The 26,578-nt window shown below is 38.5% G+C and carries 28 protein-coding genes; 3 read left to right on the plus strand and 25 right to left on the minus strand.

Annotation, left to right across the window (positions count from 1 at the left end):
* Window positions 1-147: 147 nt before the first annotated feature.
* The gene (locus NC797_RS00875; protein WP_272434704.1) at window positions 148-363 is read right to left on the minus strand and encodes a hypothetical protein; all 216 of its coding nucleotides are present in this window, start codon (window positions 361-363) and stop codon (window positions 148-150) included.
* A gap of 377 nt (window positions 364-740) precedes the next feature.
* Here NC797_RS00875 and NC797_RS00880 point away from each other — a divergent pair, with 377 nt between their 5' ends.
* Window positions 741-1,712, plus strand: a complete 972-nt coding sequence (locus tag NC797_RS00880; RefSeq protein WP_272434705.1) for a 2-keto-3-deoxygluconate permease — start codon at window positions 741-743, stop codon at window positions 1,710-1,712.
* Window positions 1,713-1,870: 158 nt separating this feature from the next.
* Here NC797_RS00880 and NC797_RS00885 read toward each other — a convergent pair whose 3' ends face one another.
* From NC797_RS00885 to secA, 8 genes are all read right to left on the minus strand, one after another.
* A complete protein-coding gene (locus NC797_RS00885; protein WP_272434707.1) occupies window positions 1,871-3,088 on the minus strand; it encodes a PDZ domain-containing protein in 1,218 nt (405 codons plus the stop codon).
* Between the two features lie 352 nt (window positions 3,089-3,440).
* Window positions 3,441-4,946, minus strand: a complete 1,506-nt coding sequence (locus NC797_RS00890) for a S41 family peptidase (protein WP_272434708.1) — start codon at window positions 4,944-4,946, stop codon at window positions 3,441-3,443.
* A gap of 131 nt (window positions 4,947-5,077) precedes the next feature.
* A complete protein-coding gene (locus tag NC797_RS00895) occupies window positions 5,078-6,391 on the minus strand; it encodes a murein hydrolase activator EnvC family protein (RefSeq protein WP_272434709.1) in 1,314 nt (437 codons plus the stop codon).
* A 59-nt stretch (window positions 6,392-6,450) separates the two neighbouring features.
* A complete protein-coding gene (gene ftsX / locus NC797_RS00900) occupies window positions 6,451-7,344 on the minus strand; it encodes a permease-like cell division protein FtsX (RefSeq protein WP_272434711.1) in 894 nt (297 codons plus the stop codon).
* Window positions 7,334-8,020, minus strand: coding sequence for a cell division ATP-binding protein FtsE (ftsE, locus tag NC797_RS00905; protein WP_272434712.1), 687 nt, complete (start codon window positions 8,018-8,020; stop codon window positions 7,334-7,336). Before ftsE ends, ftsX begins: the two co-directional genes overlap by 11 nt.
* Before the next feature lie 358 nt (window positions 8,021-8,378).
* Window positions 8,379-9,248 carry a YitT family protein gene (locus NC797_RS00910; RefSeq protein WP_272434713.1) on the minus strand — a complete coding sequence of 290 codons (870 nt, stop codon included), beginning with the start codon at window positions 9,246-9,248 and terminating at the stop codon, window positions 8,379-8,381.
* Between the two features lie 112 nt (window positions 9,249-9,360).
* Window positions 9,361-10,462, minus strand: a protein-coding gene (prfB, locus tag NC797_RS00915; protein WP_272434714.1) for a peptide chain release factor 2 whose coding sequence is annotated in 2 segments (ribosomal slippage) — window positions 9,361-10,389 and window positions 10,391-10,462 — 1,101 coding nt in all. Because the reading frame shifts where the segments join, the coding sequence is not laid out codon by codon here.
* A gap of 71 nt (window positions 10,463-10,533) precedes the next feature.
* Entirely contained in the window at window positions 10,534-13,044 is a 2,511-nt protein-coding gene (gene secA, locus NC797_RS00920; RefSeq protein ID WP_272434715.1) for a preprotein translocase subunit SecA, read from the minus strand.
* A 524-nt stretch (window positions 13,045-13,568) separates the two neighbouring features.
* On the opposite strand from secA, the gene NC797_RS00925 reads away from it, so the two are divergent.
* Window positions 13,569-13,736, plus strand: coding sequence for a hypothetical protein (locus NC797_RS00925; RefSeq protein ID WP_272434716.1), 168 nt, complete (start codon window positions 13,569-13,571; stop codon window positions 13,734-13,736).
* Window positions 13,737-13,783: 47 nt separating this feature from the next.
* Here the strand turns inward: NC797_RS00925 and NC797_RS00930 are convergent, their stop codons facing one another.
* Together NC797_RS00930 and hpf are read right to left on the minus strand one after the other, a co-directional pair.
* Window positions 13,784-13,999, minus strand: a complete 216-nt coding sequence (locus NC797_RS00930) for a hypothetical protein (protein WP_272434717.1) — start codon at window positions 13,997-13,999, stop codon at window positions 13,784-13,786.
* A gap of 360 nt (window positions 14,000-14,359) precedes the next feature.
* Window positions 14,360-14,926 (minus strand): ribosome hibernation-promoting factor, HPF/YfiA family, encoded by a 567-nt coding sequence (gene hpf, locus NC797_RS00935; RefSeq protein WP_272434718.1) that lies wholly within the window; start codon window positions 14,924-14,926, stop codon window positions 14,360-14,362.
* A gap of 243 nt (window positions 14,927-15,169) precedes the next feature.
* Here hpf and NC797_RS00940 point away from each other — a divergent pair, with 243 nt between their 5' ends.
* Window positions 15,170-15,451 (plus strand): DUF4190 domain-containing protein, encoded by a 282-nt coding sequence (locus tag NC797_RS00940; RefSeq protein WP_272434719.1) that lies wholly within the window; start codon window positions 15,170-15,172, stop codon window positions 15,449-15,451.
* Window positions 15,452-15,691: 240 nt separating this feature from the next.
* Here the strand turns inward: NC797_RS00940 and fliT are convergent, their stop codons facing one another.
* From fliT to NC797_RS01010, 14 genes are all read right to left on the minus strand, one after another.
* Window positions 15,692-16,045 (minus strand): flagellar protein FliT, encoded by a 354-nt coding sequence (fliT, locus tag NC797_RS00945; protein WP_272434720.1) that lies wholly within the window; start codon window positions 16,043-16,045, stop codon window positions 15,692-15,694.
* On the minus strand, window positions 16,045-16,446 hold the full coding sequence (gene fliS, locus NC797_RS00950; protein ID WP_272434721.1) for a flagellar export chaperone FliS: 402 nt from the start codon (window positions 16,444-16,446) through the stop codon (window positions 16,045-16,047). The genes fliT and fliS overlap by 1 nt, the downstream gene beginning before the upstream one ends.
* 43 nt (window positions 16,447-16,489) lie before the next feature.
* Window positions 16,490-18,058, minus strand: a complete 1,569-nt coding sequence (locus tag NC797_RS00955; RefSeq protein WP_272434722.1) for a flagellar hook-associated protein 2 — start codon at window positions 18,056-18,058, stop codon at window positions 16,490-16,492.
* Between the two features lie 15 nt (window positions 18,059-18,073).
* Window positions 18,074-18,460, minus strand: coding sequence for a flagellar protein FlaG (flaG, locus tag NC797_RS00960; protein ID WP_272434723.1), 387 nt, complete (start codon window positions 18,458-18,460; stop codon window positions 18,074-18,076).
* 230 nt (window positions 18,461-18,690) lie between these two features.
* Entirely contained in the window at window positions 18,691-19,278 is a 588-nt protein-coding gene (locus NC797_RS00965; protein ID WP_272434724.1) for a Uma2 family endonuclease, read from the minus strand.
* A 130-nt stretch (window positions 19,279-19,408) separates the two neighbouring features.
* On the minus strand, window positions 19,409-20,914 hold the full coding sequence (locus NC797_RS00970; RefSeq protein WP_272434725.1) for a flagellin N-terminal helical domain-containing protein: 1,506 nt from the start codon (window positions 20,912-20,914) through the stop codon (window positions 19,409-19,411).
* Window positions 20,915-21,040: 126 nt separating this feature from the next.
* Complete coding sequence (gene csrA, locus NC797_RS00975; protein ID WP_272434726.1) at window positions 21,041-21,271, minus strand: carbon storage regulator CsrA; 231 nt, start codon at window positions 21,269-21,271, stop codon at window positions 21,041-21,043.
* A gap of 3 nt (window positions 21,272-21,274) precedes the next feature.
* Window positions 21,275-21,727, minus strand: a complete 453-nt coding sequence (gene fliW / locus NC797_RS00980) for a flagellar assembly protein FliW (protein ID WP_272434727.1) — start codon at window positions 21,725-21,727, stop codon at window positions 21,275-21,277.
* 171 nt (window positions 21,728-21,898) lie between these two features.
* Entirely contained in the window at window positions 21,899-22,489 is a 591-nt protein-coding gene (locus NC797_RS00985; RefSeq protein ID WP_272434728.1) for a DUF6470 family protein, read from the minus strand.
* Window positions 22,490-22,773: 284 nt separating this feature from the next.
* Window positions 22,774-23,661, minus strand: coding sequence for a flagellar hook-associated protein FlgL (gene flgL, locus NC797_RS00990; RefSeq protein ID WP_272434729.1), 888 nt, complete (start codon window positions 23,659-23,661; stop codon window positions 22,774-22,776).
* Window positions 23,662-23,669: 8 nt separating this feature from the next.
* Window positions 23,670-25,196: a flagellar hook-associated protein FlgK gene (gene flgK, locus NC797_RS00995; protein WP_272434730.1), complete on the minus strand. Its 1,527-nt coding sequence runs from the start codon at window positions 25,194-25,196 to the stop codon at window positions 23,670-23,672.
* A gap of 15 nt (window positions 25,197-25,211) precedes the next feature.
* A complete protein-coding gene (locus NC797_RS01000; protein ID WP_272434731.1) occupies window positions 25,212-25,715 on the minus strand; it encodes a flagellar protein FlgN in 504 nt (167 codons plus the stop codon).
* Between the two features lie 14 nt (window positions 25,716-25,729).
* Complete coding sequence (gene flgM, locus NC797_RS01005; protein WP_272434732.1) at window positions 25,730-25,996, minus strand: flagellar biosynthesis anti-sigma factor FlgM; 267 nt, start codon at window positions 25,994-25,996, stop codon at window positions 25,730-25,732.
* Window positions 25,997-26,100: 104 nt separating this feature from the next.
* On the minus strand, window positions 26,101-26,517 hold the full coding sequence (locus NC797_RS01010) for a TIGR03826 family flagellar region protein (RefSeq protein ID WP_272434734.1): 417 nt from the start codon (window positions 26,515-26,517) through the stop codon (window positions 26,101-26,103).
* Window positions 26,518-26,578: the final 61 nt, after the last annotated feature.

Consider the following 26,578-nt stretch of genomic DNA (forward strand, 5'->3'; position numbering starts at 1 on the left):
TCATCGGAGCCTTTAGCTTCTTAAATTATGAAAAATCAAAACAGCTAAAGTTTGCTTGAATATTAGATAAACAAGAGAAAAAGAAGAAGAAAGAATAAAGATTAAAAAGGGGCTGACCAAAATTTTGGACAGCCTCTTTTCTTTAGATTAGGAACAGCAACCTCTGATTTTTTCAATTTCCTTGCTGATCTCATCCTTTGATTCTGAGTTCTCAATATTCGTACAGCATGATTGAATTTCTGTTGCTTTTTCTGGTTCCATCGAGCTACAGCAGCCTTTGATTTCATCTACTTCTTTTTGAATTGCCTCTTTTGAATCTGCACTCTCTATGTTTGTGCAACAAGCGTTGATTTTATCCTTCATAGTGGCTCCCTCCTATAGCAATATCTCAATTAGCTTTCCCATAATATCATTTGCTATACTTGTCCAGCTAAGGGCTTTATTCTGAATACTAGACTAACTGTATTTCTTGATACTCCAATAACTTCGAATATGAGCGGCACACCTTTGTCATCGATTTTATCCTTTATTATCCTTTAATTAAATATTTTGTATAAATAATAGGTAGTACAACTTTTTACTCCAAGCCTATGAATAAACTTATGGATCTGCAACACAGATCTATCTTCTCACCTTTTTAAAGGAGATTTCATTTACGCTTATAAAAAATCATTGAAATAACATAAAAAGCAGTATATTCTTTTTAGAGAAATCAAAAATCAGTTTTTAAAGAGGTGCTTATGGATATTCGATTATTTATTAAAAAATTGTTTCATGTAATTCCTGGGGGACTAATGGTAGTACCTCTCCTTTCGGCAATAATGATCAATACATATGTTCCAGAATTTTTTGAGATCGGCGGTTTGACAACCTCTCTTTTTAATAACGGTGATCTTGTCCTTTTGGGCTTTTTATTTTTCCTCGTCGGCACTCAATTTCATTTGAAGCAAAGCTTAAAAACTTGGAAAACGGGGGCGATTTTAATCATTCTTAAAATTGCAGTAGGAAGTCTAGCGGCCCTTTCGATTTTATATTTCTTTGGAGTTAAGGGAGTTTTCGGAATCACTCCTTTGGTCCTGTTGATTGCTCTTACACAGTCGAACATCGCAATGTACATTGCAATCGTTCTTCAATTCGGCCGACCTGCTCACCTCCATTCACTGCCTTGGTTTCTATTGCTAGAAACACCTCTTGTCACACTACTTCTTTTAGATATTAGCGGAATGATTACTACATCATTGAATGACTACTTTTCAATGATTATTCCATTCGCTTTAGGTATCGGAGTAGGCTTTTTAGTTGAAGGGCAACAACATCTGTTTAAAACGATGATTCCCGTTATTATACCATTTTTTGCCTTTTCCGTCGGATCACATTTTCAAATCTATGATTTAGTCAACTCTCAATTAGGTGGATTGATCATTGCAATAATTGTCTTATTCAGCGGAGTACTAATTTTCCTCTTATTCCTCCTTTTTTCCAAAGATGAAGCGATACTAGGTATTGCATTAGGTTCAACGGGAAGCACAAGCCTGTTCATCGTCCCAATATTATCATCACTTGGAAATGATCGATACACTGTATTAATGCCAACTATAAATGCCCAACTGATTACCATTACTATTTTGACATGTATTTTCTCCCCCGTCGTTGCAAAAATTTTAATAAAAAACGAAGGAACCTCAAACCTTATGAAAAATAATTTAAAGTAAAAGGTCTAATTCATACTTTTTTCAAGTTTTTATTATAGAATATTCCTCAAAAGCATTGAATTAAAAAAGAAAATTGAGTGTACCTGTCCGACTCTGTATAATGCTTGAACATATTATTACAAATGAAAGCATAAGAATACCCCTCTAGCGAGATATTGCTAGGGGGTTTGTTTTTCCTTCTCTAATTCAGATTTCTTTTTCTTCCTTTTGTATTGTTCCTTTGCAAATAAAATGCCTAGCTCATGATGATCGCCTTGATACATGGCTCGTTGTGCGAATTTTAATTCTCCCATATCATCCCGAATCTCTAGTTTACAAAATGCACTATTTTCTTGGAGTGCTTCATAAAATTCTTTTTCATTTGTAACCAATTTCCCATTTACCTTCTCTACTTTTTCTCCAATCATTAATCCCAACCGTTCTGCTGGTGTACCTGGAATAATTCCTAACACCGTTACTCCACTTAGTGTAGGACTAAAAAGGGGTTGGTGCTTCTGATCCTCTAAACGGTGCTTTAATGCAATGAACTCTCTACCTAGTAAAGCCACTACAACCGCCACCATGGAAAAAATGGATACATATACACTCGATAATGCGATAACAATCGTGATCAGACCAAGTAAAAAGACATATCGTCCAATGTTTTTAGCAGCTCTAATCGGTTTACTCCCTTGTACAACAAATTCAAACCCAGTCAACATAGGGATCAGCATGACTTGATAGCTTTCTTCATGAATGGTAAAATACGGCCACCATGGAATGATAGATTCGATCGCATTACCAGGGATTAATACAAAAAAGGGAATAATGGCCAACTTTTTTAAGCGATGTTGTCCAACCCATTTCCCTCTATTTCCTTTTACTAGTTCAGGAAACGTTTCATTGCGCTTGAAGCTTAATAGTAAATAGGATTCAATTAAGATGAACATTCCTAATAATAATGTAAATCCGGAAAGGTTCGCACTTTCTAGTCCCTCGATCCAGAATGTAGAAACATTTCCTGCAATCAGCTTTGGCAGAAACAAAAGTAAAAAAAATGTTATCCCAAATGTGTAGGCAGGTGAAAGCCACATACACTTAAAGGAAAGGCTAAGAACGAGCGTAACAAGAGCCAACAATACAATTAATGGAATTGTCCAAACAATACCAACGCCAATAGCCAAAAGGGATATAACCATTCCACCTAGTAAAGAAACGAGCCAAGTACGTTTCATTTCAGTTAATATATTGAAAACCTTTGTTCCAAAATTCTCTCGTTCCCGTTTAATCCTTTTAAGAGAGATTAGTAGAGCAAAGAGTAAAGCCCAATAAAACAATGGATTGAGAAACATTTTGCCAATACCTCTGGCAATTTCAACGAACCATACCTCCACCATCACGATCCCCCTCCGATGCAATAACCACATGTATAGTTAAATTCGATATTTAGCGTCATTCTCCTGCAACAATCAAGACATTTCTTAAATCCAGCCTTGCTGTACGGATTTTTTCTTATAGTGCGTGTTTAAAAAGTCGCTGAATTAGAAGCAAGCAGGTCGAGGCGGCGTAGTTTTGAGGAGCGCAGTGTAGACATAACCTACATGAGCACCGGAAAAACAAGCCAACGAAGAGATGCGCAGCTTATAATTTGGTGACTTTTTGAACAACCTCTTATACGAGGATCAGTATCAGATAGGATGAATAATAGAACCATGAAAAATCCGTGAGAATCTCTTCCCACGGATTTTTCTATTGAAATAGAGCATCAAGCGCTCCTTGCAATTGTTTATCATTTTGTTCATCTCTTACTTTTTCTAAAATTGTTGCTTCTATGCTTCCTGCAGTATTTTTGTCCACTTCACCTGTTACATCTAGTCCGTTATCCTGTTGATATGCTTTTACAGCTTCCATCGTTTGTTGACTATAGTAACCATCATCACGGCCTGGGTCGTACCCGAGCCCTCTTAACATTATTTGTATATTTTTGATTTTATCCCCATTACTATTATATTTTAGCGTTTCCTCGATTTGCATTCGGTTTGCGTAAAAATAGTCAGGTTGTTTAACTTCTATTGTTGGTTCAATGCCTTTCTTATGGATCCAGTTCCCATCAGGAGTAAGCCACTTAAAAAGAGTTAATTTAATCGTACTTCCATCTCCCATTGGAATCGTCTGCTGGACCGTACCTTTTCCAAAACTTGTCGTCCCAACAATATCATATCCACCAGCCTCTTTCATTGCTCCAGCTAGTATTTCAGAAGCAGATGCACTTCCTTCATCAATTAAAACGGTAATGGGGTAGTCCTTTTTCTCATCTAACTCTGAAAAATAACGCTCCTTCTTCCCATTTCTATCTTCAATTTGTACGTAAGGATCTTCTTTAGGGATGAACTCTTTCAATATTTCTTCAACCGTTGAAAGGAGCCCACCTGGGTTTCCTCGAACATCAAGTACTAGACCCTCTATGCCATCATTTTCAAGTTTATTTAATGCTTTTTTAAAATCTTTAGCCGTCTTCTCAGAGAAGGAGGTAATTTCAATGACACCGACCTTGTTACCTTTCACTTCTTTCGTATCACTGTAAACAGTCTCTAGAGGGATATTATCTCTAACGAGCGGGATTTCAAGTAGTTCGCTAACACCTGGTCGCTCAATTTGTAGCTTTACTTCAGACCCCTTTTCTCCACGAATTTTCATGACTGCCTCATAAAGATCTAACCCTTCTAAACTTTCTCCGTTCACTTGAAGAATTTGATCATTTGGTTTCAAACCTGCTTTTTCAGCTGGCGATCCCTTGATCGGAGCAATAATCGTTACATTACCCTCGACCATACTTACCTCTGCTCCAATACCTTCAAAGGAAGATTCGATCGAGTCATTGAATTGTTCTACCGTTTTCTTATCCATAAAGACACTGTATGGATCTTCCAAAGAGTCGAGCATCCCTTGAATGGCACCTTCAACCAACTGGGTTTGCTCCACTTCTTCTACATAATTATCCTTGATAACGGTATAGGCTTGCATGACTTTGGACATTTCCTCCATGCCCAATGCACTTCCTAAAAATTCTTGCTGTTCTTCTGGGCTCATATCCCCGAAATTTTTTGAATCATTTCTTTGTTGTTCCAAAGCATTGTCATCTGTTATATGTTCTGCATTTGGTTGTGCTAACTGAATCCCAATGTAGGACCCGACCGCCCCAACGATTACAGCAGCAACTAACATAAGCACAATGTATTGCTTTTTAATTGTCATCATTGTTTCACCTCAGTCAATTTCGATTGTACTTATTCTAGTATGTATGGCAAAAAGGCACCACACCGTAACGTGCGATGCCTAACACTATTTTAGTTTATGCCAAACTTGTCCAATTCATGTCTATAACTTTACGGTAAATAGTTGTATGGGTTTACTGCATTACTTTTCGCATAGTTCCACTGACCGCGGTGGAATTCAAAGTGTAGGTGTGGACCAGTCACATTTCCAGTTGCTCCCATAACCCCAAGTTGTTGCCCCTTTTTCACTGTGGCACCATTTCCAACAAGCGGTGTGTACTTCATGTGAGCATAAACAGAGGTATATATCTGACCATCTAGATAATGTGTAATGAAAACAACATTCCCATAGGAACTTGATGTATAGGAGCGAGAAACGATACCATCTGCTACAGCTCGAATCGGAACATCTCCACCTTGCCTAGCCGTAGCATTTCCAATATCGATCCCTTGGTGGTACTCAGCTCCACGAGGGCCAAAAGGACTTGTTACATATCCAGAAGTCGGCCAGCCAATGAGACCATTTCCTCCACTAGCTGGAGTTGAGCTTGGTGAGGATCCACCATTACTTTGTTGCTGTTCTTTCTTCTGTCTTTCTCTCTCTGCTGCAAGCTGCTCTAACCTATTTTTTTCATTTTTAGCTGCTTCCATTGCCTTTTTAATTGCAGCTTCCTGCCCTCTTAATATTTCTTGCTCTTCCTGAAGCGACATCTTAAATTCTTCTAATTCTTCATATTTGTCTTTTAATTGTGCAACTAGATCGCTTTTTTGCTTTCGTTGACTAGCCAAACTAGCTTTCAATGTATCAAGTTCTTCCTTCTTTTTTACTAATGACTGCTTTTTATCGACAAGGTCCTTTTGTTTTGTTTCGAGTTCTTGTTTTTCTGCCCTATGTGTTTCCATAATTGTTTTGTCTTGATCCATAATTGTCGTTACTGCTGCAGCTCGATTAAGAAAATCACCAAAGCTTTGAGCACCCATCAATACTTCCAAGTAACTAATATCCCCGCCGCTTTGTTGTAAAGCACGAATACGGTTTTTCAATAATTCTTCCCGTTTTGCGATACGCTTTTTTAGTTCTGCAATATCTTTTTTCAGTTGTTCGATATTCTTTGTTGTCTGCTCAATTTCTTGTTCTTTTGTATTTAATTCCTTTTCCGTTTGTTCTAGTTGACGGTTAATTTGGGCTATTTCATTGTTTACTTTTTCTTGTTGTTGCACATTTTCATTCATTTTAGATTCTGTATCATCCGACTTGTCATTAATGTCGTCTGATTGACTATCTACCTCATTTTGTTCCTTTTCCAGTTCTTCTAATTTCTTGTTTATTTCGTCCATTCCTTCAGCATCAACTGGCTTAGTCCCTACTGTAAACAGTCCCAATACCATTATGGCGGTTATTACTGTGTTAAGAATCCGTTTCATCTATTATTTCTCCTCCCCCACTGCAAATCTATGAATCTAGTCTACTTTTAAACTTCCTCTTATACTTTAAGAAACTTCCGAACACTCATCACGCTTCCCCATACCCCAATAAAGGCACCAATTGCAAGAATTAATAGCGATAACTGCCAGGCAAACGGATTAAATGGTAACAATTCAACAAAATTCATCGTTATTAAATCATTCACATTTTTGTCGAGATAATAATATCCTGCAATAACAACTGTTATGGGAATGACGGTTCCTAACACACCTAACAATAAGCCTTCCACAAAAAACGGCCAACGGATAAAACTGTTCGTAGCACCGACAAGCTTCATAATCCCAATCTCTTTCCGACGAGCCATAATCGTCAGTTTAATCGTATTTGATATTAGGAAGATCGCGGTAAATACGAGCCCTATAATAAGAACTAACCCGATGTTTCTAGAGTATTTATTAAAGGTAAACAATTTTTGAACTACTTCTTCCCCATAATTCACCTTGAAGACCGAATCAAGCTTATTTATTTTATTTGCAACATTTACTGTTTCAAGTGGATCTTCTGTTTTGACGACATATACATCATTTAAAGGGTTGTCTTGTTCAAAAAGTTCAAGTGAACTTCCTTCTTCTCCCATACTTTCTATTAAATTGTTTAATTCTTCTTCCTTAGAGGAAAAAGTTACAGAAGAAACTTCAGGCATTGCTTTGATTTGATCTTCTAAGGCATCCACTTCTTCTTGGCTTGCTGTTAATTCGATAAATGTTTTGATTTCCACGTCTTCTTCTAGGTTTTTTGCAACTTGATTTAAATTCATCATGAGCGCAAGGAAAGATCCGACTAAGATGAGTGTTGTTGTGACAGCACCAATAGATGCAACTGTCATCCAGCCATTACGCCATATATTCTTTAAGCCAACTTTAAAGTGCCTTTTAAATGTTCTAAACTTCATAACCGTATTCACCTCTGTGTTCGTCACGCACAATTAAACCGCCTTCGATTGCAATCACGCGTTTTTTAACTGTGTTGACGATTTCTTTGCTGTGGGTGGCCATGATAATCGTCGTACCTCTTGCATTTATTTCCTCTAATATGTTCATAATCCCCCAAGATGTATCTGGATCAAGGTTACCTGTTGGTTCATCCGCTATCACCAGTTTTGGATGATTGACAATAGCTCTAGCAATGGAAACACGTTGTTGCTCTCCACCTGATAGCTCGTCCGGAATGAATCTAGCTTTATTCTTCAAACCAACAAGATCCAGCACTTCCATTACACGACGCCGAATATTTTTCGGAGTTTCTTCGATTACCTCTAGTGCAAATGCTATATTTTCAAAGACTGTTAGTTTCGGTAAAAGCTTAAAATCTTGATATACAACGCCGATATCCCTACGGATGTGAGGAATCCTTTTTTCTTTCACTTTTTGAAGGTTGACATTATTCACAACGACCTTACCATTCGTTGGTTTCACTTCACGAAAAATCAATTTTATAAATGTTGATTTCCCTGCACCACTCGGGCCAACAATATATACAAACTCACCTTGTTCAATAGTGACGTCTACTCCATTTAAAGCAGTTACACCATTTGGATATTTTTTGTATACTCCCTGCATATCAATCATTTGTTAATCACCTTTATCTATTAGGATTCTGTTATTCTAGGTTGTCCGAATTTTCCTTAGTGCCTTTAAGTTCGTGTTCAAAAAGTCGACAAATTAGAAGCAAGCCAACGAAGAGATGCGAAGCTTATCATTTGGTGATTTTTTGAACATCCTCTATAATTCTATTTTATTATAACATTTTCTTACACTATTTTTAGACATAAAATTATTACATTTTCATTTCAATGGTGGTTTATTTTAGAAAGCGGAGTGGAATTTGGTAGAATTAGTCGAAGAATCCATAAAAAAACAGAACCCTCCATCTAAAATTGCCAATGAAGAGCTCTGTTTTTTTAGTGAAACGGTACAATTTGTTAACCTAATGATGGGATTTAAACCCTTCTCCTAAAACCTCTGTTGCATTCATGACAATAACAAACGCTTGGGGATCGATGTTTTTTATAGTTTGTGTCAATTTTATGAATTCGTTTTGAGCAACGACACACATGATTATTTTTCGTTCTTCATCTGTATATCCACCAGTACCGTTTATGACTGTAACCCCTCGATCGATATCAGAAAGTAATGCCGTTCTTACCTCTTCCATTTTGTCTGAAATAATGAGAATATTTTTAGATGTGTTCAGCCCAACTTGCACAAAATCGATGGTGCGACTCGTTATAAACAGACCGATTAGAGCATAAAGCCCTGCTTCAATTGAAAAAACAAATGCTGCTGTAATGACAATCATCCCATCAAATAGTGCGACACAAACGCCAAGTGGCAGCGGAAAATATTTATGTAAAATCTGAGCAGCTAGATCGATCCCACCAGTTGAGGCTTTCCCCCGAAACACAATTCCAAGCCCAAGACCAACACCCATCCCTCCAAATATAGCTCCTAATAGTGGGTTCGGTGTTACTACTGGATAGTCTTTAGTCAAAAACACAAAAAAAGGAAGAGCGATTGTTCCTACCAATGTTTTTATACCAAAATTTTTCCCGAGTATGACAACTCCAGCAATGAATAATGGAACGTTTAGCATAGCTTGTACAATCGATGGCTCCCAACCAAAAAGAGACCTTGTAATCGTACTAATCCCTGCAACCCCACCAGAAGCAACATCGTGCGGTAAGAGGAAAACATTAAATGCAACTGCAACAAAATAAGATCCCAATAGCACGAGGGAAAACTCAACGATATGTAGAAGTCCTGGAGGCACAGGCTTTCGACGATAACGAGCAATCATACATCCACCTCATTTCCAAAATTCACTCTAAACCTAATCACTTTATGGATCCATCAAACCCTTTTTATGTACAAAAAGGCAACGATTCATTCATAACCGTTGCCCTAACATATTAATCCATTTTTGACCTTAAGAAGGCATCCATAAATTTATCTAAATCGCCATCCATCACAGCTTGTGTGTTTCCAGTTTCAACATTCGTACGATGATCCTTTACCATTGCGTACGGGTGGAATACATATGATCTAATCTGGCTTCCCCAGCCAATTTCTTTCTGTTCGCCTCGAATACTGTCAAGCTCTTGTTGCTGTTTTTCAATTTCAAGCTGGTAAATTTTTGCCTTCAGCATTTTCATCGCTTGTTCACGGTTTTTTATTTGAGAACGCTCTGATTGACACGTGACCACCGTGTTCGTCGGTAAATGCGTAATCCGAACAGCAGAGTCCGTTGTATTAACGTGCTGTCCACCCGCACCACTAGATCGATACGTGTCAATCTTTAAATCTTCTGTTTTTATGTCAATCTCAATATCATCATCAAATTCTGGCATAACATCACAGGAGACAAACGATGTATGACGGCGGCCAGATGAATCAAATGGTGAGATTCGTACTAAACGATGTACTCCTTTTTCTGCCTTCAAATAGCCATAAGCATTATGTCCTTTGATTAATAGTGTAACACTCTTGACACCTGCTTCATCACCAGGAAGATAATCCAAAGTATCCACCTGAAAGTTTTTAGTTTCTGCCCATCGCGTATACATGCGAAGAAGCATACTAGCCCAGTCCTGTGATTCCGTACCACCAGCTCCAGGATGCAGTTCTAAAATAGCATTGTTCCGATCATAAGGATCATTTAGCAAAATGACTAATTCAAACTGGTTAAGTGCTTCTGTCAACTCTTGAACCTCAGATTCCAGCTCTTCAAACAAATCCTGATCGTTTTCTTCCTTTACAAGTTCGTAGGAAACCAGTAAATTATCTAGTGTTTCTTCATGTTTAGCAAATGTTTGAACGAGCTCCTTCAGTTCATTGACTTCACCAATTACTTTTTGGGCATTTTGTTGGTCATTCCAAAAGGAGGGATCTACCATTTCCTCTTCTAGCTCAGCTATCCGGGTCTTCTTTTGGTCTAAGTCAAAGAGACCCCCTAAAATCCACTAATCGACTGGTCATTTTATCTAATTCATTTCTTATTTCAGCAAGTTCCATTTCGTCACCTCAAAAAATTGATTGCGTTTTGTTTTCATTTTGGACACACTAACCTTGTAAGCATTCTAACATTATTTACCGTGACAGTGTTTGTATTTTTTGCCACTTCCACATGGACAGGGCTCATTTCTGCCAACTGATTCCGACTTTACATACGGCCTCCGTACTTTTTTGGCTTCTTCTTGTCCACCAGATACGGCCTGAGCATCCTTGACAACCTCTTCACGCTTTAAGTTTTCCCGAATTTGTGCCTTCATTACATATTTCGATACTTCTTCCTCAATCGCGGTAACCATTTGTTCAAACATAGAGAATCCTTCCATTTGGTACTCGCGCAACGGATCATTTTGTCCATAAGCTCTTAAATGAATGCCTTGACGTAGCTGATCCATTTGATCGATATGATCCATCCATTTTGTGTCTACGGTTCGAAGCAAAATGACCTTTTCAAATTCGCGCATCTGCTCAGAGGTCAATTCCGTTTCTTTTTTGTCATACCGAATCTTTATTTTTTCCATAATCAAATCGATGATCTCATCTTGGTCAATCCCTTTTAGTTCATCAATCGATAGATCGGAAGGCTCTAAAAGGTTTGCGTGTAGATATTCAACAATGGAAGTGAGTTCCCAATTTTCATCCAGTTCGTCCTGTGTGTGGGTATGCACTATACGCTCTACAGTAGACTGTATCATCTGTTCAATAATTTCTCGTAGATTATCAGAGTCAATAACTTCAAAGCGCTGTTTATAAATGATTTCACGTTGTTGACGCAATACATCGTCATAAGAAAGAATGGTTTTACGTGAATCAAAGTTATTTCCCTCTACCCGTTTTTGTGCGGATTCAACTGCACGCGATACCATTTTGCTTTCAATTGGCTGTGAATCATCCATACCTAACTTCTCCATCATGGTCCTCATATTGTCGGAACCAAACCGACGCATTAATTCATCTTCCATGGACAGATAAAACTGTGTCACACCAGGATCGCCTTGTCGCCCTGACCGACCACGGAGCTGATTATCGATTCGACGTGATTCGTGCCGCTCCGTACCAATAACAGCTAGTCCACCTAATTCAAGAACACCTTCTCCTAGTTTAATATCTGTTCCTCGGCCAGCCATGTTCGTTGCAATCGTTACCGTACCGCGCTGACCAGCATTTTCAATAATTTCAGCCTCACGAAAATGATTTTTCGCATTTAATACATCGTGTTTCACACCAGCTCGTTTTAACATTTTTGATATTAACTCAGACGTTTCAACTGCAACCGTACCAACGAGAACAGGCTGGCCATTTTGATGGCGTTCCTTAATGTCCTCTACCACCGCACGAAACTTCCCTTCAATCGACTTATAAATCATATCCGGTCTGTCATCACGAATAATTGGCTTATTCGTAGGAATGGCGATAACATCCATGTTGTAAATGTTCCGGAATTCTTCTTCTTCCGTTTTAGCTGTACCCGTCATGCCAGCAAGCTTTTCATACATACGGAAAAAATTCTGAAAAGTAATGGACGCTAACGTCATACTTTCATTTTGAATTTGAAGGCCTTCTTTTGCTTCGATTGCTTGATGTAATCCATCACTATAACGGCGACCCTTCATTAAACGACCAGTAAACTGGTCGACAATGACTACTTCTCCATCTTCCACTACGTAATCGGTATCGCGGTGCATTGCAGCGTGAGCCTTTAATGCTTGGTTAATATGGTGAATCAATGTCACATTTTTAAGATCAAAAAGATTCTCTACAGCAAAGAAACGCTCCGCTTTGTTAATCCCTTCTTCAGACAATTGAACACCCTTTGTCTTTTCATCGTAGGTAAAGTCTTCTTCTTGTTTTAGTGTTCGCACGAAGGAATTGGCCTGCTGGTACATGCTAGCAGACTTTCGTGCTGATCCAGAAATGATCAAAGGTGTCCGTGCTTCATCTATTAAAATCGAGTCAACCTCATCAATAATCGCAAAATGAAGAGGGCGTTGTACCATTTGTTCTTTGTACAGAACCATGTTATCTCTAAGGTAGTCGAAGCCATACTCATTATTCGTACCATAGGTGATATCCGCCATATAGGCAGCTCGTTTCTCTTCTTTTGTCATCCCGTTACCATTTAATCCAACTGTCAATCCGAGGAATTCAAATAACTGTCCCATATCCTTTGCATCACGGTTAGCCAAATAGTCATTAACAGTTACAATATGAACACCTTTTCCTGTTAGAGCATTTAAATAAGCAGGCATAGTGGATGCGAGCGTTTTCCCTTCACCTGTTTTCATTTCTGCAATATTTCCTTCATGAAGGGCAACAGCACCTAACAACTGTACAGGGTATGGCCGCAAGCCAAGAACACGTTTAGCCCCTGAACGGACAACAGCATAGGCTTCCACCAACAAATCATCTAGTGTCTCACCATTCTGATAGCGCTGTTTAAGCTCCTCTGTTTTCTGTCTTAACTCGTCATCAGATAATTGTTCTATGTTTGGTTCTAACTCTTCAATTTTATCTACGATTGGTTGCAATGTTTTTAATTGACGCTGATTGTCGTCTCCAAAGACTTTCTTCAGTAATCCACGCATAAAAAACGCTCCTCTTATAGGCCAAATCTTTTTTATATCTTCATTATATAGTCCAATATTTATGATAACACTAGCTTTTATGTATGACAAGATTCCTGTGTCAGCCAAACCCATCAAAACCCTATTTGGCAATTAAGGGCCTCTCAGTCCGCTAAACCCGCCAATACCACGTTTTTTTGCCGAATAGCGGTCTCTCAGTCCGCTAAAAATTCTATGCGGACTCAGAGGCCCTTATTTTCAGTAAACGGCATGATTTCTATGCTTAAGCGGACTCAGAGGCCCTTATTTTCAGTAAACGGCATGATTTCTATGGTTAAGCGGACTCACAGGCCGTTATTTGCTCTAAAGGGGTTATTTATGGCTGGATTTTCGGCAATTAAGGGCCTCTCAGTCCGCTAAACCCGCCAATACCACGGTTTTTTGCCAAATAGCGGCCTCTCAGTCCGCTTAAATTTCTATGCGGACTCAGAGGCCCTTATTTTCAGAAGAAGGCCTAGGGAACACGAAGAGCGTGGGCCTATAGGATGTTAGTGCGTTCGTTGTTGCGACTGGGCGTCGCATCTTTAACCGAACCTACTTTTTCCAGTGTTGACTTATCGTACGGAGGTGGAGGAAGTCTCACTACAGCATTAGCGTTAGAGTTGGACGTGGCTATCCAGTCGATCATTATCGACAAGCACATCATTTTATAGTTTCCTAAACTATATAAAGAAAAGTGAGTAACCCGGGGATGAGTCACTCACTTATATGGGGAATATTTCGAGGAAACATCGGAGCTAGAGGAGGCAACAAAAAAACGAGGAGAATGTTGATGAAGAATTTCATTTTTAATGTGTGTGTTCTCCAAATCTACAAGTTTGCGATTCGTTGTCGCTAAAATGGTTAACAACTGGGAAATAGCGTGTTCCTGTTGATCTAGTCGTTTTTGAATAACCTTACAGTGCAAGCAACTCATACTGGAAATACCCCCTTTATTTGATTTAATTTAGTTATAGCATATCAATACATGATAATCTATTTTTTGTTTTTCAATAACTAGGAAAAAAGAACCTCTTTTTTGCCGTTTTTTGGCCTTATTCGACAATTTTCTACAGAAATTTCTTGTTTTTCTCCGTATTTTTGTCTTCGAAATTTGATTTCGCACTATTTTTTGCTATATTTTCGACTTAATACGACAATATCTGCAAAAATAGATGCAAAGCGGAGGATTATTAGTTTAATTGGTTGCATCTATATAGAAAAAGCGAACTAACCATAAGGCCAGTCCGCTTGATTACTATCAAATATATTACTAGTTTTTCTTGCAACATTATCATTAGCTTGGTTCAATCAATCCATATTTTCCATCACGGCGACGATACACAACATTTGTATCTCCAGTAATGGCATTGTTAAACACATAGAAAGCGTGTCCTAGCATATCCATTTGAAGAATTGCTTCTTCTGAATCCATAGGTTTTAAATCAAATCTTTTCGTTCTAACGATTTCAATATCATCATCATAGGGATCTTCTTCTGGCTGAAGTTTCCGCGCTAATGCATCTTTCTCTAGCTCTGCAAACACATGTTTCGGTGCACCCTTTTGCCGAAACTTACGATTTACCTTTGTTTTATGTTTCCGAATTTGACGTTCTAACTTGTCAACAACTAGGTCGATGGCAGCATATAAATCAACATGGTGTTCCTCTGCACGAAGTAAAAGATTCGTCATCGGAATCGTCACTTCAATTTGCTGTTCATCATTATAGACACTTAAATTTACATGTACTTCAGATGTGGGGGGTGAGTCAAAATAGCGCTCTAGCTTGCCGACTTTCTTTTCAACAAATTCCCTGATTGCACCTGTCACCTCAATATTTTCACCACGAATATTGTACTTCATTTAAAAGTGTCCTCCTTTCGGTCTTATGTATTTATTATTCTATGATACCCTGTCTAATTCCTGCTTAAACAAGAAATCTTCTATCTATTTTTTGTCGAGTTTTGTCAACGTTAATAACTAGTAAGCATGATGCTAATCAAAATACATACACTTTAAGACAGAAAGACATTAGACTATCAAAAATATATACTGAATGAATGTCAATTATGTTATGATATTGAAAGTAAAGAAAGGGTGAGAATTATGGAAGAACAGAACCACCAACGGCAAGCGGAAACCAACGGTAAAGCAATTGCCTCCATGGTATTAGGGATTTTGTCACTCGTCATCCCATACATCGGTTTTGTCTTGGGGATTATCGGAATTGTATTGGCAAAAAAATCGTTTAATGAAATAGAGCAAAACGAACAAGGCGGGCGTGGCATGGCCATTGCAGGATTAACGACAAGCATTATTGGGACTGCTCTCTACGCACTTTTAATTATAATACTTATTATTGGAATCAGTGCCTTTGTTTCTTATTAGAGGTTGTTCAATTGAACACGCACTATTAGAATTATTAAAAAATGCTCCTGCATTAACGAGGTCCTTCACATAAGGTCTCGTTAAAGCAGGAGCATTTTTGTTACTAGAGGATGGTCTAAAGTCACCAAATGATAAGCGGTACATCTGCTTTTCAAGGCGGGCGAGTTCTGCGTTTGACATAGGACGTGTCAAACGCTAGCCAAGCTTCATTGGCATGTTTTTCAGAACGGTGCGCCTCCCCTATTTCTTATGATCCAAAAACATTCCATCATAGTTCGATAGATTTTTGTATGGATTTGTGTATTTAGTGTTTGTCGTTTTCTGTTGCCTTACTGTTTTTACGTCCTTTTTTACTTGATCAAATAATGCACTCAACATTTCTTGTATTTCTTTATTGACAGGAATTAATTCTTCTCCCGTCTTTTTTTCTTCCTCGGTAAATGGTGGTTCAATTTGAGTCAAAAGATGCGCGCGCTTTTCAATTAAAATATTGATGCTCGCAATCATTTCGTCCCTGTCTTCAGCATTTTGCTGTTGTTGTAATAATTCATGTAACTTCTTGGTAGTCTGACTAAACGCTTCAAGTCGATTCATTATCTGTTAACACCCTGCCCATATTGTTTTTGCCTAGTTTGTTGGATCACCTCTTTCCATGTATCGCGGAACTCGGTCACAAGCACGTGTGCTTCCTCCAACGCATCAAGGCTGTTGTCTACATTTCCATCCATAAGGCGACGATTAATATAGTCATAGAGAGGCATGACTTGCTTTGCAATATCTGTCTCCTGATCTAATGTTATCATTAGTTCCTGAATGATCTTCTGTGCCTTTTGGATATTTGTATTCTTCATTTCATAGTTATTGTTCTCTATACCCGTTTTGGCATACTTTATAAACTTCAAACAGCCATTATATAACATTAAAGTTAATTCCCCAGGTGAAGCGGTGTTAACAGAGTTATTTTGATAGGTTTGATACGCTTGATTTACTGCCATATTTATGTACACACTCCTTCACATTATATTATCCACCATTATGTTATCCACCAAACTGTTGCATTAAATAAGCTGATTGTTGGTTCATTTGTTGCATTGCTTTCTCCATCTGTGTGAATTGTCTCCAATAGCGATCTTCTACTTGAATCATCTTATCTTGAAAAGAATCAATTCTAGAATTTAAATCTCTTAAACGTTTGCCTATTGTGTATTGTTCTAAGGTTTGAGTTCCCTTTCCTGCACGTTCTTCAACATTTTCCATTGTACGCTCCATTGAGTCCTCTAGGCGATTGATGATTCCTCTCCCATCCCCTTTGACATCATTGGAGAACAATTTATATACAGATTCTGGATCTTCTCGTAAGGATTTTCTTAAATCATCTTCTGTAACAATTAGTTTACCCGCGTCACGGTAGTCAGATGACGTCTTGATACCAATTTCAGATAGATGATCGAAATTACTACTGTTATCTACTTCTGCATACCAGTTTTGACGCATATCAAATAATCCACTAGCAAGAATGTTATCACTACGCAATAAGCCGCTTTTTGCTTTTTCTTCCCAAAGCTCTACTTCTTTATCGGACATTTCTTCCTTCTGCTTATCTGTTAGTGGTTTAAAGTCGCGATAGCGTTCTTCTTGAAGACTACCATTAACCTTTTCGATGAGTTCATTATATTTGTTAACAAAAGCTACTATTTTTTCTACTCCAGCATCGACATCATTGTTAACTGTGACTTTAGCAGGGTTTCCTACATTTGTGTTCGTAAAATTGTAAGTAATCCCATTTAAGGTGTAGGAGTTATCCGTTGACTCTAAATCCAACATATTGTTATACGTAAAGGCCGCATTAGTCCCACCTTCCTCAACCTTCTGCCAAACTCCACTTGCGTCCTGTTGACCATTTTTGATTTGCAATGTATCGGTTAAAAAACTAGAGCCACTTTGTCCATCAAAACCTATTTCCGCACCTAAGTATTGATCCGATTTGTTAAAATCCCCCGTTTTAGTTCTTTCTAGGACTACCTTGTCTGTCTGGGAATCATAAAAGGCACGAATTTCATTATTGGTGTCCGCTTCTATTCTTTTTAACACCGTGTTTAAAGATTCGGACGGATCATAAGAAATATTCTTCTGTACCTCTGTTCCATCTTCATTAAAAAAGGAAATGTTAAACGTTCCAGAATTAGTAATATTTGTTCCAGCAAAATCCTGATCCTTTAATGCCTTAGTAGGATCGATTTTGGAAGAACCTGATATACTGTTTTGGCTAACATTAATGGCCGATGTTGCCAACGCTGCAACCTCTATATTATACGTACCATTTGAAGCGGACGCAGTAGCAGTAGCAGTAACAGCATCAGATGTTGATGTTGTTGTCTTAGAATTATACGTTCTTTCCAATTTCATATCTAACATTTTTTGATCTAAATCATAAAACATTTTGTTCACATCACGATAGGCGTCACGTTGCCATGTCATCCATGTTTTATCCTGTTGCATTTTATCTAAGGGGAGTCGCTCTGCTTTCATTAAATCTTTTACCATCGTTTCCGTATCTAAACCAGAGGCTAGTCCACTTATTCTTGACGTATTGATACTTTCTACCACTTGATCCACCAACCTTTATACTTTTTCATCAACAATAAATCCCATCAATTCCGCCATCGAAGCGTAGACATCAAGTAGTTTTTTGGGCGGGATTTCTCTAATGATTTCTTTCGTTTCTGGATTAATGATTGTTACATAATACTCGTTAAGTTTCTCATGAAATTGGTATTTTAGTGCCGTTTTTGTAGGTTCTAGAAAGTCATTAATTGCTTTAACCATACCTTGCACTTGTTCCTTATCAAGCTTATCGCTCTGTCCGACTATTGCTTGTTCATTAGACGTTTCAGCATCTCTCGCCTGATCAACTTTCGTTATTGACCTATCTCTTGCAGATGTAGGTAACTTGGTGTTCTCAGCCTTTTGCAGGAGTAGGGACTCCGATATTATTCTCCCCACATTCATGGCATAAGCCATCTCCTTTAATTTTCGTTTCTTTTTATATCGGTCAAATTGGGGAGAATCTTAAGACTGGCAGGAAAAGTTTTTTGATTGTGGGAAGTTGAACGAAAAAACTATGGCTTTGACTTAAGCTGCTAAAGAAGAAAAGTCCTACAGAGAATGCTCTCCAAGAACTTATTAAAAAGTCTTGTTTAAAATTTGGGTGGTGACAGTACGCTATTAAAGTGGAATCTTTATGCATTGGGGAGTTCTGGTATGTTTGCAAAAATATCAAACATTGAAAAGGATGCACATGCGAGGTGTTGGGACTGAACGGTTTGTTTTTCCATATATACCTCTTGAAGGTTATAGCGTTTGCCTTCCAATACATATTGTTCAAGGGATTGATGGATCGGATCAATAATCCAATATTCTGGGATAGCGTATTTTGCATAAGTAGTTTGTTTGCTGACACGATCACGTTTGATGGATGAAGGTGACAATACTTCAGCAATGAGATCAGGAGTGCCTTCAATTCCTCGATGGGTGATCATTTCAATCCGATTACGATGAACCATTATTAGGTCTGGCTGCCGTACCTCAGTGTTAGACAGAATTACATCCACAGGGGCAGTGAAGGTTATATATTCCTGTTTGCAACTTTTTTTTAATAGAACCGCCATTTCCTGGCTTATTAACTGATGGATCGGATGGGGCGCTGTTGTCATCGCTTCTAATTTGCCATTAGAGAGCTCATAGCGAACACCATCATCTGGCAATTTAGCATAATCATCATAGGTTATTAAGTGTTCACGAACCTGCTCTGACTTCTTTTTTGTCATCATTTTCACCTCGAGGCAATTTTATATTTATTTTACCACATAAGCTGACAATGGATTTCGCGAAACAAAGTAAGCATCTTGTAAACAGGCCATCTGGATTCTCCAGATGGCCTGTCTATGTTTATGAACCTTAACGAAGTAACTGAAGTACTCCTTGTGGTTGTTGATTTGCTTGCGCGAGCATTGCTTGTGCTGCTTGAGAAAGAATAGAATTCTTTGTTTGATTCATTATTTCTTTTGCCATATCAACGTCACGGATACGAGATTCCGCTGCTGTCAGGTTTTCAGAAGAAGTGCTTAAGTTATTAACAGTATATTCTAAACGGTTTTGGTATGCACCAAGCTTAGAACGTTCAGATGAAACTGACTCTATTGCTGTATTTATTGTTTTAATTGCAGTGTTTGCAGTATCTTGCGATGAAATGTCAATTCCACCTGCAACTTTAGCGTCTGCAGTTTTTTCGTCACCAGCAAAAGTGGCTGCTGAAGAAGTAGTAATTCCAATATCAATAGTTGCCGCTGCAGCTCCTGTTATAGCTCCATCAAGGTTAACAGTAAGTCCTTGGTTTTCCGCACTTGTGAATGTTGCAGAAGTAGCATCATTCTTAACAATAACATCTTCTGTACCTATTGTTAATTTTACTTCATCACTTGCTAGACCACCTGTAATATCTCCTGAGGTACCTGCTGTAGTTGTCCCTGCCGTACCAGTAACAGTTACTGTTTCTGAAGAAAGGTTTGTATCTGTTGAACCCGTTAATGCATCATTAACAGCTGTAGTAATATCAGCCGCACTTGAAAATCCTGGTGAAGAAGAACTTTCAAAATCACCTTTTATTGTGAGAGTTTTTGCAGTTTCGTCTAACGTAGCTGTTGCCGTACCATCAGTTGTGTCTTGAACATAGCTAACTGTATAACCATTTAAAGCAGATGTTTTGTTATCAGTAGTTAAAGTCATTCCACCAACAGCCCCTGTTGTTGCCGTTGATGCCGTATCATCAGCTGTTAAGCTTAATGACGCGCCATCAATAAGATCTGTACCTAATGTTCCACTCAGAGTTGCATCTGTAACATCAGTAGTATTAGATACTGTAGCAGTTTGAATATCTCTAGCTACTCCTAATGTACTAGCATCCATTGCGCTAATTTCAAGGCCTAGATTTTGATCCTTGTTTGCACCAATTTGGAATTTAACATCTCCAAGATTGTCTTTATCAATACCCCCATTAAGAAGATTCTGTGTATTGAACTCAGTGTTGTTGGAGATTCTAGTAATTTCCTCAGCTAATTGGTCGACTTCTTTTTGTAGCTCTTGACGGTCTTGAGCTGTGTTTGAATCGTTGGCAGATTGCACTGAAAGTTCACGCATACGTTGAAGAATTGATTGAGATTCGTTCAATGCACCTTCAGCAGTCTGTATCATGGAAATACCATCCTGAGCATTACGCTGTGCTTGATCCAATCCTCGAATCTGACCTCGCATTTTCTCAGAGATTGCAAGTCCTGCTGCGTCATCTCCAGCTTTGTTAATACGTAAACCTGAAGATAATTTTTCCATTGACTTCGTTTGATTCGTGTTTGCATTTGTTAATTGGCGATACGTGTTTAACGCCGCTACGTTCGTATTGATTCTCATTTCTTAATTCCTCCTTGAGTTTTAAGTGTCCCACATCCTTGTGGTTGTTACCGCGTGAACTAAAGTCGGCCGCCTTTAGAATCATTTGGTGTTACACTTTTATTATCGGAAGAAATGAAGCAATGTTTAATCTTTTTTTACATTATTTTTCAAGATATTTAATAAATCTGTCGAAACCTGTGCCGCTTCACTATTTTCTCGCTTAATATCTAAGTACACTTCCTTGCGGTGAATCTCGATATAATTTGGTGCCTTGATGCCTAATTTAATTTGTTCCCCATCGACCTCTACTACTTTTATTTCAATCTCATCACCAATTTTTATGGACTCGTTGACTTTCCTTGTTAAGACTAGCATCGATTAATCCTCCTTTACCATGGAGGTAGGCTGTTGTATGGATAAAGGATGTTTTGTTGAATAGTTCTTTATATTTGTAATGTACTGTTTCCCTCTTTTTTTGGTGTTGTTAATTATAATAGGAGCTTGCAGGTTCATTGTACTTTTATCAAAGGGATCCTTTAATGAAACGACGGATAATACCGAAACTTCTTGTTCTGTTTCTATTTCAAGAAAGTGAAGGATCGTCTCGTCAAGTTCGATCTCATAATCTTGGTAAAAATGATATGGATTCGTAACGATAAACGCAATATTGCTGGTTGTAGTGGACTGAAGCACTTGAAAAATAGAGTTATCCTCTAAATCTAGTAGGACAAATGAAACCTCCTCTAAAAAGCCTGGGATTCCTTGTGGAAACGTTAAGATTTGTTCATTCGTTATTGCTATTTCGCCAAAAAATTTAGTATAAATATTCATTTCTCACCCTTCTTAAAGTAAGTGTTCAAAAAGTCGGCAAATTAGAAGCAAGTAGGTCAAGGCGGCGTAGTTTTGAGTAACGGAACGTATGCTTTTAATACGTGAGTAACGGAAAAACAAGCCAACGAAGAAATGCGCAGCTTATCATTTGGCGACTTTTTGAACATCCTCTTAAATTGTTATTTCAAAATTAGTGCCTTGAAACTTTACATTATCAAAATCTATTTTTACGTCTGGATATTGCTTTAAGCTTACCTCTACTTTCCCTGGTTGATAGTTGGTAATTGGTTTTTGCATCTGTGTCTTAATAATAGGCTTTTGTGGCTCAACATTTATCTTTACTTCTGTTGGTATGTAGTTAATTTTGACAGAACCTGCAGAGGGGATCCAGCCAATATTAAATTCCTTTTGGGGATCAAAACCGTTTTCCATTGCTTGGCTGGCAATTGGATTACCTCCATTTTCAATTTTCATCAGTTGATCTCCTTGTCGAGATACTCTTGCAATTCCTGCAAGCCAATCCTGTTGTCCAAGTTGTGCCGCTTCTGCTATTCGCTTTGATACACTTTTTAAATCCATATCCTCCCATGCTTCTGTTTGATCTATTTGTAATTGAGAAGGTGTGCGCTCGATTATCATCTCTGCCTTAGGCTGTTGGATCGATTGAATGGCTTTGGGCTGCTCAATTGTCTGCTCTCCCTGTGTGCGATTCAATTGGATTTTGGCCATTTGTGTCTGTATCCTTATTTGTGGTAGTTTCATCCCACCCTCCCCTCCCGTTAATAAAACTTGACCAAGTGGCACGTCCTAATATGTATAACAAAAAGCCTTGCCACTAATTGAGGTGACAAGCGCTTCATAGCACGTTATTCTATTAGAGGTTGTTCAAAAAGTCACCAAATGATAAGCTGCGCATCTCTTCGTTGGCTTGCTTTTCCGTTGCTCACGTATTAAAAACATACGCTGCGCTACTCAAAGCTTCTCCGCCTCGACCTGCTTGCTTCTAATTTGCCGACTTTTTGAACACGCACTATTATGGTTGTCCATTATCTTAAAAAGTCCATCAAAGTTGGTTGAATAATACGTGCACCTGCCGCAAGAGCTGCTCGTTGTACACTTTCTTGTGTTTTCAAATTCATAATTACTTCTTCCATATCGGCATCTTCATTGCTAGACATAATCCGCTTTGCGATCACTTCTTGTTCACCGAGCCGATTTTCAATAAGATCCAATCGATTCATTCTGGCCCCTAGGTCTGCCCGTTCATTTACAACATTATTGATATGTGTGTCTATGTTAGCAATTGATTGCTGTAATGCTTCATTACCTTGACCTGATCGAAGACTTTCGGAAAACTTCTCAATATCAGCAAATAGGTTACTTCCAAACACTTGGCTAGGATTTATGTTCGACTTTAAATCAGTACCATTTGCGACTTGGATTGTTACAGCACGATCATTTGTAGAAACTTTATTAACGATTCCAGCTGCATCCGTTGTCACAGGCTTATTATTCGTATCCGTACCATTAAACAAAAATTTGCCATTCACACTTGTGTTTGCAATATTAACCAAATGTTGTTTTAATTGATCCACTTCTTCTGCAATATTTTCCCGTTGTCCTTCCTCATACGAATCATTACTCGCTTGCAACGCTAATTCACGTAGACGCTGTAGGGCTTGAGTCGCTTTATCCATAGCGGCATCCGAATTATCCATCCAATTACGAACTTCTCCTGTATTGCGTTGATATTGTTCAATTTCTGTCACCTGGGAACGATAATTCATCCCTTTCATCGCTACGACGGGATCATCAGAAGGTCGATTCACTTTTTTACCAGTTGATAACTGATCCATATATGTACCAAGGTTTTCATAACTCTTACTCAAATTTCGTAACATATTATTACTTAACATACCTTGTGTAATACGCATGATTGTACCTACCTTCCTACTAATCCCATATTATTAATTATTCGATCCAACATTTCATCAATTGCCGTCATATTACGAGCTGCAGCATTATAAGCTTGCTGAAATTTGATCATATTCGTCATTTCTTCGTCCAACGAAACAGAACTTACTGACTGTCTTCGCTCATCCACCTGGTTCGTTAACACATTAGAGTTGTCCTGCAGGCGGCGCGCTTCTTGTGAAAGCACGGCCATTTCTCCGATGACAGATTCATAAAAGCTTTTGACAGACGTGTTATTGCCAAGGTTTTGAATCGGAGTGCGCATGACTTCCGCAAGACTTTGGGCATTATTACCATTACCACTTGTACCGTCTTGACTAGCAGCAATTAAATCGCCATTTTCTTTAATCGCTTCGGTCACATCCAAACGAGTTGCAGCTCCTAATTCTCCTCCATTTACCTTAAAAAAGTCTTGTCCTGGATTTCCTTCTAAATCATAACCTGCTTTATGTGCTTGGTTAAATGTATTTGCAAATTCAAACGCCATCTTGTCTAAATCTCCAAGCATGTCTGGATATTTTCCAGCAATTTCGCTATTATCAACATATCCGTATGACTCTACTAGTCCTTGCAGTTTTCCTTTTGACGAGAAATCCGCACCAGTAAATGTTGTGCCACCAATTGATAGTTCACTTATCACATTTCGTCCAAGTGTATCATCGTAACGAACCTCAACGAAACGAGCTTCACCAACCACTCCATCGACAAGCTTTACTGGGGGATTATAGGATTTACCCTCTCCATTAACCATCTCAATCGTTGCTTGTCCCTTTGCAGTTGCAGCTGCATTCGATTGTTCTGAAGTTTGGCTATAAGATACCTTGATGTTGACAATTCCTGAAAGCTGATCCACTAATCTGTCACGTTCATCATATAAGTCATTTGGTAAGTAGCCGTTTGGCTCAATCTTCCCTATTTGTTTGTTTACATTGTTGATTTGTGTTAAAAGAGAATTCATTTCTTTTACCGTTACATTTGTTTCGTTTTGTAAGTTGCCTCGAATCGATTCCAAAGAACTTGACAAATATTCGAATGTTTCAGCAACTGCGAGCCCTCTTTGACGTACAACCGATCGTGTTCCTGAATCCTCTGGGTTCACAGACAAATCCTGTAACGCCTGCCAAAAGCGATCCATCGTTTTGGATAACCCTTGTTCAGATGGTTCATTCATAATCTCTTCCATTTGATTCAATGCATCGGCCTTCGATTCATAGTATCCTAGTTTACTATTTTCCCCGCGAAATTGCAGATCCAAAAACTGATCACGAACACGCTCAATTGAACCAGCCTGTACGCCACTTCCTACCTGTCCTGCAATCTCAGGACGATTTCTTGATGCAGGAGGGTAGGGGGCTGTTTGTTCAAAGTTGACCCGCTGTCTTGTATACCCATCTGTGTTCGCATTCGCAATATTTTGCCCAGTCGTATATAAAGCTGATTGTTGGGTATTAAGTGCACGTTTGGCAACCTCTAGCCCACTAAATGTGGATCCCATGAAACGACCTCCTTGTTATGCATTTGAATCAAATACAGATCGATTTAAATGAGCAGTATAGTTGTTTGGTCTTGCTCTATTACCATAATTCATGTTTTTTAACGATGGATCAAGCATATCCATTGATAGTTCAATGAATTGAAGCGATTGTTGGGTAAGATTCGCATTGAGCTGCTCCTGCTGTTTTAACTGAACGAGCGTATCGGTAAGTTGGAAAAGAGCCGTTTCCATCCTTATTTTTTCATCATTATCGTCATCAAGCCTATCCAAAAGGAAGGTGACAGTAGGATTCGTTTCATCCAACCCCTCGGTAACACACCAATTATGAACGAACTCGAGCCGCTTTTCTTCTAATTGTGTGATGGCTTGCACCTGTTTTCTTTCTTTTACGAGAAGCGATTGCAGTTTGTCTGTTTCCGCACTTTTTAATGTTTCTGTTTTTTCCTTAGATAATTCATATAAGCTTTGGTGACATCTCGTTAAGTTTTCCATTATTTCTATTATAGGCTGAACGGACATAAAGCGTCCTCCCTCTATGACTGATTCGTCCAAAATTCAATCATTTTCTTTGCGGTTGTCTTTGGATCAACCTTGTATTCTCCAGCTGAAACGGCTTCTTTTATTTGCTCTACATACTTTCGCCTTGCCGCATCTGGTTTCATCGTTTCCTGCATTTGCTTTGCTTGGTCAGATATTTGCAGCTGGTCTTGTTTACTCGTTTCTTTTTTAGTGTTTATTTGCTTTTGGGTTTGCTTTTGGTATGCATTTATATTCGCATAATTCGTTCCTTCAATTTTCAAGCTCGTTCACCTCTTCCGCCTAAATCACGGATTATTATCTTAGTTCTTATATCGTCATTATCACGAGAAAGTTTAGTCTATAACCGTAAAATAGGAGAAAATAATTATTTTTCTTTTTGGATCGAAAAATATGTTGTAGCTCGTTCCTTCTCTTTTCGGTTCTCCGCGAGTCGATCAATTTGTTCTTGCCTTTCTAGTTCCGATATTAATTCCGTTGCACAACTAGTACAAAGCTTTCCTTCGACAATATCGTTACCGCATTTTTCACAAGGATATGCTAAATTCGGAAAATGTGTCGTGCGAAGTCGGCGTTCTTTTACAAACTTTACAATAAGATCCTCTTCCACATCTGTCGCCTCAACAATTTGTGGAATCGTTGACTGGCGATTCTTTTGTTCACGCAAAAAATGGTACACGGTTTCAAACGCCTTTTCTTCTTCTTTAAAACAATTATGACAAACCTGCCGGGTATCCTTTACGAAAAGGGCATTACATCTAGGGCAATTAGCTAACTCTCCCATGAAACTCCCCCTTATTTTTTCGTATAGTATAGCATATCCTGTCGAAACCTACCATCACGGT

Source organism: Terrihalobacillus insolitus (assembly GCF_028416575.1).
In the GTDB taxonomy this organism is placed as follows: domain Bacteria; phylum Bacillota; class Bacilli; order Bacillales; family Amphibacillaceae; genus Terrihalobacillus; species Terrihalobacillus insolitus.

Excerpts from the sequence above, each read along its gene's own strand:
- NC797_RS00875 (WP_272434704.1), bottom strand. The coding sequence starts at position 363 with ATGAAGGATAAAATCAACGCTTGTTGCACAAACATAGAGAGTGCAGAT.
- NC797_RS00880 (WP_272434705.1), top strand. The coding sequence starts at position 741 with ATGGATATTCGATTATTTATTAAAAAATTGTTTCATGTAATTCCTGGG.
- NC797_RS00885 (WP_272434707.1), bottom strand. The coding sequence starts at position 3,088 with ATGGTGGAGGTATGGTTCGTTGAAATTGCCAGAGGTATTGGCAAAATG.
- NC797_RS00890 (WP_272434708.1), bottom strand. The coding sequence starts at position 4,946 with ATGACAATTAAAAAGCAATACATTGTGCTTATGTTAGTTGCTGCTGTA.
- NC797_RS00895 (WP_272434709.1), bottom strand. The coding sequence starts at position 6,391 with ATGAAACGGATTCTTAACACAGTAATAACCGCCATAATGGTATTGGGA.
- ftsX (WP_272434711.1), bottom strand. The coding sequence starts at position 7,344 with ATGAAGTTTAGAACATTTAAAAGGCACTTTAAAGTTGGCTTAAAGAAT.
- ftsE (WP_272434712.1), bottom strand. The coding sequence starts at position 8,020 with ATGATTGATATGCAGGGAGTATACAAAAAATATCCAAATGGTGTAACT.
- NC797_RS00910 (WP_272434713.1), bottom strand. The coding sequence starts at position 9,248 with ATGATTGCTCGTTATCGTCGAAAGCCTGTGCCTCCAGGACTTCTACAT.
- secA (WP_272434715.1), bottom strand. The coding sequence starts at position 13,044 with ATGCGTGGATTACTGAAGAAAGTCTTTGGAGACGACAATCAGCGTCAA.
- NC797_RS00925 (WP_272434716.1), top strand. The coding sequence starts at position 13,569 with ATGTTAGTGCGTTCGTTGTTGCGACTGGGCGTCGCATCTTTAACCGAA.
- NC797_RS00930 (WP_272434717.1), bottom strand. The coding sequence starts at position 13,999 with ATGAGTTGCTTGCACTGTAAGGTTATTCAAAAACGACTAGATCAACAG.
- hpf (WP_272434718.1), bottom strand. The coding sequence starts at position 14,926 with ATGAAGTACAATATTCGTGGTGAAAATATTGAGGTGACAGGTGCAATC.
- NC797_RS00940 (WP_272434719.1), top strand. The coding sequence starts at position 15,170 with ATGGAAGAACAGAACCACCAACGGCAAGCGGAAACCAACGGTAAAGCA.
- fliT (WP_272434720.1), bottom strand. The coding sequence starts at position 16,045 with ATGAATCGACTTGAAGCGTTTAGTCAGACTACCAAGAAGTTACATGAA.
- fliS (WP_272434721.1), bottom strand. The coding sequence starts at position 16,446 with ATGGCAGTAAATCAAGCGTATCAAACCTATCAAAATAACTCTGTTAAC.
- flaG (WP_272434723.1), bottom strand. The coding sequence starts at position 18,460 with ATGAATGTGGGGAGAATAATATCGGAGTCCCTACTCCTGCAAAAGGCT.
- NC797_RS00965 (WP_272434724.1), bottom strand. The coding sequence starts at position 19,278 with ATGACAAAAAAGAAGTCAGAGCAGGTTCGTGAACACTTAATAACCTAT.
- NC797_RS00970 (WP_272434725.1), bottom strand. The coding sequence starts at position 20,914 with ATGAGAATCAATACGAACGTAGCGGCGTTAAACACGTATCGCCAATTA.
- csrA (WP_272434726.1), bottom strand. The coding sequence starts at position 21,271 with ATGCTAGTCTTAACAAGGAAAGTCAACGAGTCCATAAAAATTGGTGAT.
- fliW (WP_272434727.1), bottom strand. The coding sequence starts at position 21,727 with ATGAATATTTATACTAAATTTTTTGGCGAAATAGCAATAACGAATGAA.
- NC797_RS00985 (WP_272434728.1), bottom strand. The coding sequence starts at position 22,489 with ATGAAACTACCACAAATAAGGATACAGACACAAATGGCCAAAATCCAA.
- flgL (WP_272434729.1), bottom strand. The coding sequence starts at position 23,661 with ATGCGTATTACACAAGGTATGTTAAGTAATAATATGTTACGAAATTTG.
- flgK (WP_272434730.1), bottom strand. The coding sequence starts at position 25,196 with ATGGGATCCACATTTAGTGGGCTAGAGGTTGCCAAACGTGCACTTAAT.
- NC797_RS01000 (WP_272434731.1), bottom strand. The coding sequence starts at position 25,715 with ATGTCCGTTCAGCCTATAATAGAAATAATGGAAAACTTAACGAGATGT.
- NC797_RS01010 (WP_272434734.1), bottom strand. The coding sequence starts at position 26,517 with ATGGGAGAGTTAGCTAATTGCCCTAGATGTAATGCCCTTTTCGTAAAG.